The following is a 12,076-nucleotide window of genomic DNA, read 5'->3' as shown; positions in this document are numbered from 1 at the left end:
AAATGACTGTACAAGAAATTTCACGAGTGATCGATGGCAAGCGCGTTATTGTGAAGAAACCTGAACTGTTAATCCCTGCGGGTAACTTAGAAAAATTAAAAGTAGCTATCCATTATGGGGCAGATGCTGTATATTTAGGTGGACAAGAATTTGGTCTTCGTTCGAATGCAGGTAACTTTACGCTGGAAGATATGGCAGAAGGCGTTGAATTTGCAAAGAAATATGGAGCGAAAATATATGTAACAACAAATATTTTCGCACATAATGAAAATATGGACGGGCTAGAGGAATATTTAAAAGGGATTGAAAAAGCTGGCGTAACGGGAATTATCGTTGCTGATCCGCTTATCATTGAGACGTGTAAACGTGTAGCGCCTTCTGTTGAGGTGCATTTAAGCACACAGCAATCACTATCCAACTGGAAAGCAGCACAGTATTGGAAAGAAGAAGGTTTACATCGTCTTGTATTAGCTCGTGAAGCAAGCTATGAAGAAATGAAAGAAATTAAAGACAAAGTGGATATTGAAATTGAAGCATTCGTCCATGGTGCAATGTGTATCGCATATTCAGGAAGATGTACACTAAGTAACCATATGACAGCGCGTGACTCTAATCGTGGCGGTTGTTGCCAATCTTGCCGCTGGGATTATGATTTAGTTCAAACAGTATCACAACATAAAGATGCAAAAGAGCTTCCTCTATTCCAAGAAGAAGATGCTCACTTTGCGATGAGTCCAAAAGATTTAAATTTAATTTTATCAATTCCGAAAATGATTGAAATTGGAATCGATAGTTTAAAGGTAGAAGGACGTATGAAATCAATCCATTACGTAGCGACTGTAGCAACTGTATATCGTAAAGTAATTGATGCTTATTGTGCGGATCCGGATAACTTTGAGTTTAAACAAGAATGGTTAGATGAGCTTGATAAATGTGCAAATCGTGATACAGCTCCTGCATTCTTTGAAGGGGTTCCAGGACATCAAGAGCAAATGTTTGGAAATCATAGTAAGAAAACAACGTATGATTTTGCTGGTTTAGTGTTAGATTATAATGAAGAAACGGGCATCGTAACGCTTGAGCAACGTAATCATTTCAAACCAGGACATGAAGTGGAGTTCTTTGGACCAGAAATAGAAAACTTTACGCAGACGGTGGAGAAAATTTGGGATGAGGATGGAAACGAATTAGATGCAGCGAGACATCCGTTGCAAATCGTGAAATTCAAAGTGGATCAACCAGTGTATGTGAATAATATGATGCGCAAAAGCATACTTCAATAAGAAAGAGTGGTAGTCGAATGGGGACGAATAAGCCTGTTGTAATTGGAATCGCTGGTGGTTCAGGATCAGGAAAAACAAGTGTAACGAAAGCGATTTTTGACCATTTTAAAGGTCATTCCATTTTAATCTTGGAGCAAGATTATTATTACAAAGATCAAAGCCATTTACCAATGGAAGAGCGTTTAAAAACAAATTATGATCATCCGCTTGCGTTTGATAATGATCTGTTAATTGAACATTTGCAGCAGTTGCTTGCATATGAGCAAATTGATAAGCCTGTATATGACTATACATTGCATACGCGTTCAGAAGAAATTATTCCAGTTGAGCCGAAAGATGTAATTATTTTAGAAGGAATTCTTATTTTAGAAGACCCACGTCTTTGTGAGTTGATGGACATTAAGTTATTTGTTGATACAGATGCTGACCTTCGTATTCTGCGCCGCATGCAGCGTGATATTAAAGAGCGCGGTCGTACGATGGATTCAGTTATTGATCAGTACGTAACTGTTGTACGTCCAATGCACAATCAATTTATTGAGCCTTCTAAGAAGTTTGCGGATATTATTATCCCTGAAGGTGGACAAAACCATGTTGCAATTGATATTATGGTGACAAAAATTGCAACAATTCTTGAACAAAAAGTAAATTTGTAATAGCATAGTAAAAGATATACGGTAGGAAGGGATTTTTTCCCTTCCCATCGAATACAATGAAACATGCAACCTCATCTATATATAGGTGAGGGCATATTTATATCAACTTTCCATACATATCTTCTTTATATAAAGAAGAATTGGAAATACGGGGTTGTATGTGACAACTCCGCTAGTGCAAGGGTACTAGAAACCTCCGCTAACAATGGAAGCGGAGGAGTTTTCATATGGAACTCCTCTTTTTTTCGGGGGATTGGTATATAAAAGGAGTGGAAAATATGTCAACAGAAAAAACATACCCTATGACGCAAGAGGGTAAGCAAAAACTAGAGAACGAACTTGAGCAATTAAAAACAGTAAGACGTAAAGAAGTAGTGGAACGTATTAAAATCGCACGTAGCTTCGGGGACCTTTCTGAGAACTCTGAGTACGATGCAGCAAAAGATGAGCAAGCGTTCGTAGAAGGACGTATTACACAATTAGAAAATATGATTCGTAACGCAGTTATCATTAAAGATAATGGCGAAGTATCTACTGTTGTTACATTAGGTAAAACAGTAACATTTAAAGAATTACCAAATGGAGATGAAGAAGCGTACACAATCGTAGGTAGTGCGGAAGCTGATCCATTTGAAGGAAGAATTTCTAACGATTCTCCAATCGCAAAAAGCTTATTAGGTAAGCAAATTGGTGAGAAAGTAACAATCCAAACACCAGGCGGAGAAATGCAAGTAGAGATTGTCTCTGTAAAATAATAAAAAAATCACTCGTGTAAAAACGAGTGATTTTTTTATTTGTATAAAAGATGAAACACTCCGTCCAAACTATAATAGACGAGGTGTTTTTTTATGAAAATAAAACGGAGAATTACAATTGTTTTAATTTGTTTTATGGGCATTATGTTTTTATTGCTTTGTCGTTTAATTCAAATCCAAATTATAGATACAGAATCATTTACTGATCGCAAAATAAATTTAATTGAAAAAAGTGTTACGCAACGTACGCAATCCATTGCAGTAGACGATGGACGTGGGCAGTTTATAGATCGTAGTGGTAAAGAAATAGGTGAGGAAAAGTATCCTGTTTTAATTGTTTTTCCATTTTTACAAATAAAAAATGACATGTTAGAGAAAATCGCGCATATCATTGGTGTGTCGAGACAAGAGATCAGAAGACAAATGAAAAATAAAAAAAATGCATTTATACTGCAAGGGGAAACTGCTCCATTTCGAGTGACACGAGAGCAGATGGAGAAGGTGAATCAATTACATGTATTAGGTATTGTAGCAGCTGAAGTGCGATTAAAACAAACTGGGGAGATAAATCATTTAATTGGTGATGTAGGGGAGAACGAAAGAGAATTTCAAAAGCGATATGGAGAAGTGAAAAAAATTTCAAAACAAACGCCGATAGGTATTTCAGGATTACAGCAATCTTTTGATGAATTTTTATTGACTGATGGAGAGGCAAAAGTATTGTATCAAGTAGATCGGCAAGGAGAACCAATTTTCGGAAAGCAAGCGAAATATACTTCACCAGGAAATCCATTTTACCCAGTTAGGATTCAAACTACTTTACATAAAGGGTTGCAGCAAAAAGCAGAAGAAGTGATTGAAGCAAATGAAATAAAGAAGGGGGGATTAGTATTACTTGATGTAAAGACAAATGAAATATTAGCGATGGTCAGTAAGCCGTCTTTACAAGTAAGAGATAAGAATTTATATAAGACTACACTTGAAAATCAAATGTTAACGCCGCATTTTCCAGGCTCTGTTTTTAAAACAGTAGTTGCAGCTGCAGTCATTGATCAAAAAGTAAATTTGTTTAATCGGACATTTAATTGTAATAAAGATTTATATGGTGAAAACGACCCACAAGTTATGATGGGTACACTTAACTTCAAAGAGAGCTTTGCTAGGAGCTGTAACAGGACATTTTCCGAGTTAGGTAACGAGCTATTACAAAAGGATAGGACGGTGCTAGAAACATACGTAGCAGCTTTAGGAGCAAATGAAAAGGTCGGATGGAAAGGTTCTGTATTTCATACACCTCATTTCGAGCAAATGCCAGAAGAAAAAGGCACTACTATTTGGGGGAATGAAGAAAACAAAAATAGTAAAAAAGCGGTAGAGCAAACAGCGATTGGACAGAAAGATGTACGTATATCACCTCTAGCAATTGCTAATATGATGGCGACGATTGCGAGGAATGGAGAAAAGATGGAAGTGAAAGCTGTTGAAAAAATAGTATATAAAAATGGAGCGGATTTTTTTACATTTGAGAACCATACGTTACATGGAAAACAGCTTTCGTATGAAACAGTGAAAACATTACAAGAGTTATTAAGAGGCGTTGTAACAAGGGAGAAAGGAACAGGAACGGCATTCCGCTCGTTACCGCTCAGTGTCGCTGGAAAATCCGGGACAGCGCAAACAGGGAAAGGGACGAGGGTGAATCGCTGGTTTGCAGGTTATTTTCCGTATGAGAATCCAAGATATGCTTTAGTTGTTGTTGATCTAGAGACTGATAACAAAGTGAATAAAGTAACACCTATTTTTAAAGATATGGTAGGAGCAATCTATCAATTGGAGAATGAAAAGTAATCTTGCAATTTATAGTGAATTGTTTTCATTTCATGAAAATATCATTGTAAATGTTCAACCTTTCTAGATTTAATGTTACAATAGCAATTAGGAAAAACTGCATGGAGGTTTGGAGAATGGCAGGAGGATCAAGATTCCAACAGAAACAACAAAAACGTCGTCAAAACGGTGTTTTAAATATTGCAATCGCTATTGTATTACTATTAGTAGCTATTGTAGCATATCAATTGTTCGTTCCTAGTACGAAAGAGCAAGCATCTTCTACTGATAAGAAAGTCTCTCAACAAACAACAAAGAATGAGAAAGCTGGAAAATCAGAAGATAAAGAATCTGCTAAGAAAAAAGAAAAAGAAAAAGAGCAAGCAGAAGCTAAGCAAAAAGCTGAAGAAGAGAAGTTAAAGGCTGAGGAAGAAAAGAAAAAAGCTGAAGAAGAAGCGAAAGCTAACGAGAAAGTATCAGCTGAAAAAACTGTATCCAAGGCAAAAGAGGCTTATACAAAACCTTCTTGGAAAGCTGTAGGAACAGAACAAGGTTCATCACCAGCGATGACGTTTAAACAGGGGTCATCAGATTGGAATGAGATGCAAAGTGCAATTGCTGCAGGTATTGAAGTACCGAAGGAGCAATTAGTATTCCATTTTGTTGGAAGAGACAAAACTGGAAAGAGTAAAGCTTATGGTGACGTTCAAGATAAGCAAAGTGGAAAAAGATATTACGTAAATATTGATTGGGTAGACAATGAGGGCTGGAAACCAGTACTTGTTCAAACTCTAAACTAAAAAAGAGAAGCTCCTTAGGAGCTTCTCTTTTTTAGTTAACGCAATTTCTTTAATTTAAAATGAACAACCGCGCTATAATACGGTCTTTTGCTTTCAGGATCCATAACCATTTGATGTGAGATGTGATGAACTTCAAGCATAAGTGCTTTATTATTATCGATTTGTTCACTAATTTTTCGTTCTAAAGAAGCTAAGTCTCCCGCTTCAAAAAATTCTACTTTATCTTCTAACATTTCAAAGGTAAATGACATGAAGACGGCCCCTCTCCTATGTAATCAACTATAGTGTAACAAAGAAAAGAAGGAAATACCATGTACATTTCAATTGACATTTTTAGAAAGAGGGAATATCATACTGATAAAACCGATAAGAAAAAGGGGAATTTTTATGGGCACAGAATTTAATGGTTTATTTGATGAGTGGGCTCATACGTACGACTCATTCGTACAAGGCGAAGATATACAATATAAAGAAGTTTTCGCCCATTATGAGGATATTCTAGAGGATGTAGTTAACAAGTCATTTGGTAATGTATTAGAATTTGGTGTCGGTACAGGTAATTTAACAAATAAATTATTACTTGCTGGCCGCACAGTTTACGGTATAGAACCGTCGCGTGAAATGCGTATGATTGCAAAAGAGAAATTGCCAAAAGAATTTTCGATTACAGAAGGTGATTTTCTTTCGTTTGAAGTCCCAAATTCAATTGATACCATCGTAAGCACCTATGCATTTCATCATTTAACAGATGATGAAAAAAATGTAGCGGTTGCGAAGTATAGTCAATTGCTAAACAAAGGTGGTAAAATAGTGTTTGCTGATACGATATTTGCAGATCAAGATGCATATGATAAAACTGTTGAAACAGCAAAACAAAGAGGTTTTCACCAGTTAGCAAACGATTTGCAAACGGAATACTATACACGTATTCCAGTTATGCAGACTATTTTTGAAAACAATGGCTTCCATGTAACGTTTACGAGATTAAATCATTTCGTTTGGGTAATGGAGGCAACTAAGCAATAGAAAGAGGGATTAGATTGAGAATTGCTGTAATTGGAGCAATGGAAGAAGAAGTACGTATTTTACGTGACAAATTAGAACAAGCAGAAACAGAAACGGTTGCAGGTTGTGAATTTACGAAAGGGCTATTAGCAGGACATGAAGTAATCTTGTTAAAGTCTGGTATTGGTAAAGTAAATGCAGCGATGTCAACGACAATTTTATTAGAAAAATATAAGCCTGAAAAAGTAATTAATACTGGTTCAGCTGGTGGATTCCATCATTCTCTAAACGTTGGTGATGTAGTTATTTCCACTGAAGTTCGTCACCATGACGTAGATGTAACAGCATTTAACTATGAATATGGTCAAGTACCAGGAATGCCGCCTGGATTTAAAGCTGATGAGGCGTTAGTTGCATTAGCTGAGAAATGTATGCAAACTGAAGAAAATATTCAAGTTGTAAAAGGCATGATTGCAACAGGCGATTCATTTATGAGTGATCCGAACCGCGTTGCAGCCATCCGTGATAAATTTGAAAATCTTTATGCGGTAGAAATGGAAGCAGCAGCTGTCGCACAAGTATGCCACCAATATGAAGTTCCGTTTGTTATCATTCGCGCACTTTCTGATATTGCTGGTAAAGAATCAAATGTTTCATTTGATCAGTTTTTAGATCAAGCAGCTCTTCATTCTACAAACTTTATCGTAAAAGTGTTAGAAGAGTTAAAGTAATGTAACAAAAAGGCAACTGTCTCATATAAAGAAAATACATACAGTTGCCTTTTCTTTATTGGCAAACAAGGGGGAGAACACGATGAATGTATATCGTGGAGTTCATGAGTTAATTGGTCATACACCAATTGTAGAAATTACTCGTTTTTCACTTCCGAAAGGGGTCCGCTTATTTGCAAAGCTTGAATTTTATAACCCAGGCGGAAGCGTTAAGGATCGTTTAGGAAGAGAATTAATCGAAGATGCGCTAGAAAAAGGGCTTGTTACCCAAGGTGGAACAATTATTGAACCGACTGCTGGGAATACTGGTATTGGACTGGCACTTGCAGCATTAGAACATGATTTACGTGTTATCGTTTGTGTACCAGAGAAATTTAGTATTGAAAAACAAGAATTAATGAAAGCACTAGGTGCAACGGTCGTGCATACACCGACTGAGCAAGGAATGACCGGTGCAATTGCAAAAGCAAAAGAATTAGTAAATGAAATACCGAATTCATACTCTCCAAGTCAGTTTGCGAATGAAGCAAACCCGCGTGCTTATTTCAAAACACTAGGTCCTGAACTTTGGGATGCACTGAATGGAGAGATTAACATATTTGTTGCTGGAGCAGGAACTGGCGGTACGTTTATGGGGACTGCATCTTATTTGAAAGAAAAAAATATAGATATTAAAACAGTTATCGTAGAGCCAGAAGGATCTATTTTAAATGGTGGTAAGGCTGGTTCACATGAGACCGAAGGAATTGGACTGGAATTTATCCCGCCATTTTTGAAGACATCTTATTTTGATGAAATTCATACGATTTCTGATCGAAATGCATTTTTACGAGTGAAAGAATTAGCGCAAAAAGAAGGACTTCTCGTTGGGAGCTCTTCAGGAGCAGCATTTCATGCGAGCTTACTTGAGGCAGAGAAGGCAGCACCAGGTACAAATATTGTAACCATTTTTCCTGATAGTAGTGAGCGCTATTTAAGTAAAGACATATACAAAGGATGGGAATAAAAAATGAGAGCAAAGACAAAGTTAATTCATGGTATTCGCATAGGAGAACCTTCAACTGGATCTGTAAACGTACCGATCTATCAAACAAGTACGTACAAACAAGAAGCGGTTGGTAAGCATCAAGGATATGAATATTCACGTACAGGTAACCCAACACGTGCAGCTTTAGAAGAAATGATTGCTGTATTAGAAAATGGTCATGCTGGATTTGCATTCGGTTCTGGAATGGCTGCTATTACAGCGACAATTATGTTGTTCTCAAAAGGTGACCACGTTATTTTAACAGATGATGTTTATGGTGGAACGTATCGTGTTATTACGAAAGTATTAAACCGCTTCGGTATTGAACATACATTTGTAGACACAACAAACTTAGAGGAAGTTGTAGAAGCAATTCGTCCAAATACGAAAGCGATCTATGTGGAAACACCAACGAACCCATTACTAAAAATTACTGATATTAAGAAAATATCTACTCTTGCTAAAGAGAAAGATTTATTAACAATTATTGATAATACATTCATGACGCCATATTGGCAGTCGCCGATTTCTTTAGGAGCAGACATTGTACTTCATAGTGCAACGAAATATTTAGGAGGTCATAGTGACGTAGTTGCAGGTCTAGTAGTGGTAAATAGCCCACAACTAGCAGAAGACCTTCACTTTGTACAAAACTCAACAGGAGGTATTCTTGGACCACAAGATAGCTTCTTACTACTTCGCGGTTTAAAAACATTAGGAATTCGTATGGAAGAACATGAAACGAATTCACGCGCTATTGCTGAATTCTTAAATAATCATCCAAAAGTAAATAAAGTATATTACCCAGGTCTTGAATCACATCAAAACCACGAATTAGCAACAGAACAAGCAAATGGATTTGGTGCTATTATTTCGTTTGATGTAGATAGTGAGGAAACATTAAATAAAGTACTTGAGAAACTGCAATACTTTACACTTGCTGAAAGCTTAGGAGCAGTAGAAAGTTTAATTTCTATCCCATCTCAAATGACACATGCATCAATCCCAGCAGATCGCCGTAAAGAATTAGGAATTACAGATACATTAATTCGTATTTCTGTCGGTATTGAAGATGGTGAAGATTTAATTGAAGATTTAGCACAAGCGCTAGCGTAATAAAAAATGCACTGCTAATGTGGAGCAGTGCATTTTTATTATGTTAATTTGTGAAACATTTCACAAATTAGACATACACAAATGAAATGATTTCATGTATATTGAATTCATGAAATGTTATTCACGAGTAAACTTGTGAAATGTTTCACAAACAATGGGATTCATGTAGGACGGTAACTCTATTTTTTTTCGCTAATCGGGACTTATTATGACCTGTAGGGACTTATAAAGACCGTGATAACAGAATAGGAGGAAATTTACATGGTAGTCAAAGAGAAAGTTGTAAATGAAATGCAAGAGGTAAAAGAGATGATTGATACGTTAGTAAATAACGGTCAACAAGCTTTACAAGCATTAGAAAGTTTTACACAAGAGCAGATTGACAACATTGTTCATGAAATGGCATTAGCAGGTGTTGATCAACATATGCCACTTGCAAAATTGGCTGTTGAAGAAACAGGCCGTGGTGTCTATGAAGACAAATGCATTAAAAATATTTTTGCCACTGAATATATTTGGCATAGTATAAAGCAAGATAAAACGGTAGGAATTATTCACGAAGATCCTCATGAAGAAATAATAGAAATTGCAGAACCTGTCGGTGTAGTAGCTGGGGTAACACCAGTAACGAATCCAACGTCGACAACAATGTTTAAAGCTTTGATTGCGATAAAAACGAGAAATCCAATTATTTTCGCATTTCATCCTTCTGCACAAAATTGTTCGGTGGCAGCAGCGAAAACCGTATATGATGCAGCAATGAAAGCTGGTGCACCAAAACATTGTATTCAATGGATTGAAAGACCGTCTGTCGAAGCGACAAAACAATTAATGAACCATGAGGGTGTGGCACTCGTTCTAGCAACTGGAGGCGCTGGTATGGTGAAATCAGCTTACTCTACTGGAAAACCAGCACTAGGTGTAGGTCCTGGTAATGTACCGTGTTATATAGAAAAATCAGCACATGTAAAACGAGCTGTTAATGATTTAATTTTATCGAAAACATTTGATAACGGTATGATTTGTGCATCGGAACAAGCAATCATTGTCGATAAAGAAATCTATGATGATGTTAAAACAGAAATGATCGAAAACAATTGTTACTTTGTAACAGAAGAAGAAAGAAAAAAATTAGAAAAGCTCGTTATAAATGAAAATACATGTGCAGTAAATAGTGATATTGTAGGAAAATCAGCACAGTATATTGCCGAATTAGTTGGGATTACTGTTCCTGAACATACAAAAATGCTTGTAGCTGAAATTCAAGGTATCGGAGCAGCATACCCGTTATCTCGTGAGAAACTGAGCCCAGTATTAGCCTGTGTGAAGGCGAATTCATTAGAAAAAGGATTTACATATTGCGAAGAAATGTTGAACCTCGGTGGTTTAGGACATTCAGCAGTTATTCATTCTACAAATAAAGAAGTGCAAAAGCAATTTGGATTACGTATGAAAGCTTGCCGTCTCATTGTAAATGCACCTTCATCACAAGGTGGAATAGGGGATATATATAACGGATTTATTCCATCACTTACACTTGGTTGTGGTTCTTACGGAAAAAATTCAGTTTCCCAAAATGTAACAGCGACTCATTTATTAAATATAAAAAGGCTGGCAAATAGAAAAAAGAATATGCAGTGGTTCAAATTGCCGCCAAAAATTTATTTTGAAAAACATGCTACAGCGTATTTAGCAAATATGCCTAACATTTCACGTGCATTTATTGTAACGGATCCTGGAATGGTTGAACATGGCTATGTGGATACAGTCACGCACTATTTAAACAAGCATGCAAATGATGTGAAAATTGAAGTTTTCTTTGAGGTCGAACCAGATCCATCAGATGAAACTGTCTTTAAAGGTGCGGAAATGATGAGAAGCTTTAAGCCAGATGTAATTATCGCACTTGGTGGTGGTTCAGCTATGGATGCAGCAAAAGGAATGTGGTTATTCTATGAGCATCCAGAAACGACATTCTATGGCATTAAACAGAAGTTTTTAGATATAAGAAAACGTACATGTAAATATCCGGAATTAGGAAATAAGGCGCAGTTTGTTGCGATTCCAACAACATCAGGAACAGGATCAGAAGTGACACCATTTGCGGTTATTACAGATAAGAAAAATAATATAAAGTATCCGCTCGCAGATTATGAATTAACACCAGATGTAGCAATTGTTGATCCGCAATTTGTAATGACAGTACCACCACATGTAACAGCAGATACTGGTATGGATGTTTTAACACATGCAATTGAGGCGTATGTGTCTGTTATGGCAAATGACTATACAGATGGATTAGCATTAAAAGCTATTGATCTCGTATTCAAATATTTACCGAGAGCATATAAAGATGGAAATGATGAAGAAGCACGGGAAAAAATGCATAACGCTTCTGCAATTGCAGGGATGGCATTTGCAAATGCTTTTCTAGGTATTAATCACAGCTTAGCACATAAAATTGGTCCAGAATTCCATATTCCGCACGGACGTGCAAATGCAATTCTTATGCCGCATGTAGTCCGCTATAATGCTATTAAGCCAAGAAAACACGCATTGTTCCCAAAATATGAGCACTTTGTAGCAGATGAACGCTATGCACATATTGCGAGAATGCTCGGGCTTCCAGTAAGCTCAGTAGCAGAAGGTGTGGAATCACTCGTCAAAGCAATTATTGAGCTTGGAAAAAGCTTAAATATTAATATGAGTATTGCCGGACAAGGGGTAGATAAAGAGCAATTTGAAGAGGTTGTTGGAGTATTAGCAGAAAGAGCTTTTGAAGATCAATGTACAACTGCTAATCCAAAGTTACCGCTTATTTCAGAGCTGAAAGAAATTTATATGGAAGCATATAAAGGTGAATAATGATTAAAAAA

11 protein-coding genes are annotated in these 12,076 nt (G+C 36.6%); 10 read left to right on the top strand and 1 reads right to left on the bottom strand.

All coding sequences use genetic code 11. The annotated features are described in order from the left end of the window. Positions 1-2: 2 nt before the first annotated feature. The 5 genes from ATL10_RS15070 (at position 3) to ATL10_RS15050 (ending at position 5,321) form a co-directional block, all read left to right on the top strand. Positions 3-1,283, top strand: coding sequence for a peptidase U32 family protein (locus ATL10_RS15070; protein WP_000217961.1), 1,281 nt, complete (start codon positions 3-5; stop codon positions 1,281-1,283). A 17-nt stretch (positions 1,284-1,300) separates the two neighbouring features. Next, positions 1,301-1,939, top strand: coding sequence for a uridine kinase (udk, locus tag ATL10_RS15065; protein WP_000537080.1), 639 nt, complete (start codon positions 1,301-1,303; stop codon positions 1,937-1,939). A gap of 278 nt (positions 1,940-2,217) precedes the next feature. Then, positions 2,218-2,694, top strand: coding sequence for a transcription elongation factor GreA (greA, locus tag ATL10_RS15060; protein ID WP_014894880.1), 477 nt, complete (start codon positions 2,218-2,220; stop codon positions 2,692-2,694). A 93-nt stretch (positions 2,695-2,787) separates the two neighbouring features. Further along, the gene (locus ATL10_RS15055; protein WP_000695142.1) at positions 2,788-4,542 is read left to right on the top strand and encodes a peptidoglycan D,D-transpeptidase FtsI family protein; all 1,755 of its coding nucleotides are present in this window, start codon (positions 2,788-2,790) and stop codon (positions 4,540-4,542) included. Between the two features lie 116 nt (positions 4,543-4,658). Then, the gene (locus tag ATL10_RS15050; protein WP_000897094.1) at positions 4,659-5,321 is read left to right on the top strand and encodes a YrrS family protein; all 663 of its coding nucleotides are present in this window, start codon (positions 4,659-4,661) and stop codon (positions 5,319-5,321) included. Positions 5,322-5,356: 35 nt separating this feature from the next. Here the strand turns inward: ATL10_RS15050 and ATL10_RS15045 are convergent, their stop codons facing one another. Then, positions 5,357-5,572 (bottom strand): YrzA family protein, encoded by a 216-nt coding sequence (locus ATL10_RS15045; protein ID WP_000010984.1) that lies wholly within the window; start codon positions 5,570-5,572, stop codon positions 5,357-5,359. A 136-nt stretch (positions 5,573-5,708) separates the two neighbouring features. Between ATL10_RS15045 and ATL10_RS15040 the strand changes: the two genes are divergently transcribed. From ATL10_RS15040 to adhE, 5 genes are all read left to right on the top strand, one after another. Then, entirely contained in the window at positions 5,709-6,347 is a 639-nt protein-coding gene (locus ATL10_RS15040; RefSeq protein ID WP_000536323.1) for a class I SAM-dependent DNA methyltransferase, read from the top strand. Between the two features lie 14 nt (positions 6,348-6,361). Beyond that, positions 6,362-7,057 (top strand): 5'-methylthioadenosine/S-adenosylhomocysteine nucleosidase, encoded by a 696-nt coding sequence (gene mtnN, locus ATL10_RS15035; protein ID WP_001217027.1) that lies wholly within the window; start codon positions 6,362-6,364, stop codon positions 7,055-7,057. Positions 7,058-7,139: 82 nt separating this feature from the next. After that, positions 7,140-8,063 (top strand): O-acetylserine dependent cystathionine beta-synthase, encoded by a 924-nt coding sequence (locus tag ATL10_RS15030; RefSeq protein ID WP_001103877.1) that lies wholly within the window; start codon positions 7,140-7,142, stop codon positions 8,061-8,063. Positions 8,064-8,066: 3 nt separating this feature from the next. Continuing rightward, a complete protein-coding gene (locus ATL10_RS15025) occupies positions 8,067-9,200 on the top strand; it encodes a bifunctional cystathionine gamma-lyase/homocysteine desulfhydrase (RefSeq protein ID WP_001201921.1) in 1,134 nt (377 codons plus the stop codon). A gap of 261 nt (positions 9,201-9,461) precedes the next feature. Then, entirely contained in the window at positions 9,462-12,065 is a 2,604-nt protein-coding gene (adhE, locus tag ATL10_RS15020; RefSeq protein ID WP_098235748.1) for a bifunctional acetaldehyde-CoA/alcohol dehydrogenase, read from the top strand. Positions 12,066-12,076: the final 11 nt, after the last annotated feature.

It is taken from the genome of Bacillus sp. 196mf, assembly GCF_003217275.1.
GTDB classification, from domain to species: Bacteria; Bacillota; Bacilli; order Bacillales; family Bacillaceae_G; genus Bacillus_A; species Bacillus_A thuringiensis_S.
Note: the sequence above shows the minus strand (reverse complement) of the source record. Positions and strands in the feature narration are given on the sequence as shown.

Bases quoted from the DNA above. Each gene is read 5' to 3' on its own strand.
- ATL10_RS15030 (WP_001103877.1), top strand. From the start codon at position 7,140: ATGAATGTATATCGTGGAGTTCATGAGTTAATTGGTCATACACCAATT.
- ATL10_RS15050 (WP_000897094.1), top strand. From the start codon at position 4,659: ATGGCAGGAGGATCAAGATTCCAACAGAAACAACAAAAACGTCGTCAA.
- udk (WP_000537080.1), top strand. From the start codon at position 1,301: ATGGGGACGAATAAGCCTGTTGTAATTGGAATCGCTGGTGGTTCAGGA.
- ATL10_RS15070 (WP_000217961.1), top strand. From the start codon at position 3: ATGACTGTACAAGAAATTTCACGAGTGATCGATGGCAAGCGCGTTATT.
- greA (WP_014894880.1), top strand. From the start codon at position 2,218: ATGTCAACAGAAAAAACATACCCTATGACGCAAGAGGGTAAGCAAAAA.
- ATL10_RS15055 (WP_000695142.1), top strand. From the start codon at position 2,788: ATGAAAATAAAACGGAGAATTACAATTGTTTTAATTTGTTTTATGGGC.
- adhE (WP_098235748.1), top strand. From the start codon at position 9,462: ATGGTAGTCAAAGAGAAAGTTGTAAATGAAATGCAAGAGGTAAAAGAG.
- ATL10_RS15040 (WP_000536323.1), top strand. From the start codon at position 5,709: ATGGGCACAGAATTTAATGGTTTATTTGATGAGTGGGCTCATACGTAC.
- ATL10_RS15025 (WP_001201921.1), top strand. From the start codon at position 8,067: ATGAGAGCAAAGACAAAGTTAATTCATGGTATTCGCATAGGAGAACCT.
- ATL10_RS15045 (WP_000010984.1), bottom strand. From the start codon at position 5,572: ATGTCATTTACCTTTGAAATGTTAGAAGATAAAGTAGAATTTTTTGAA.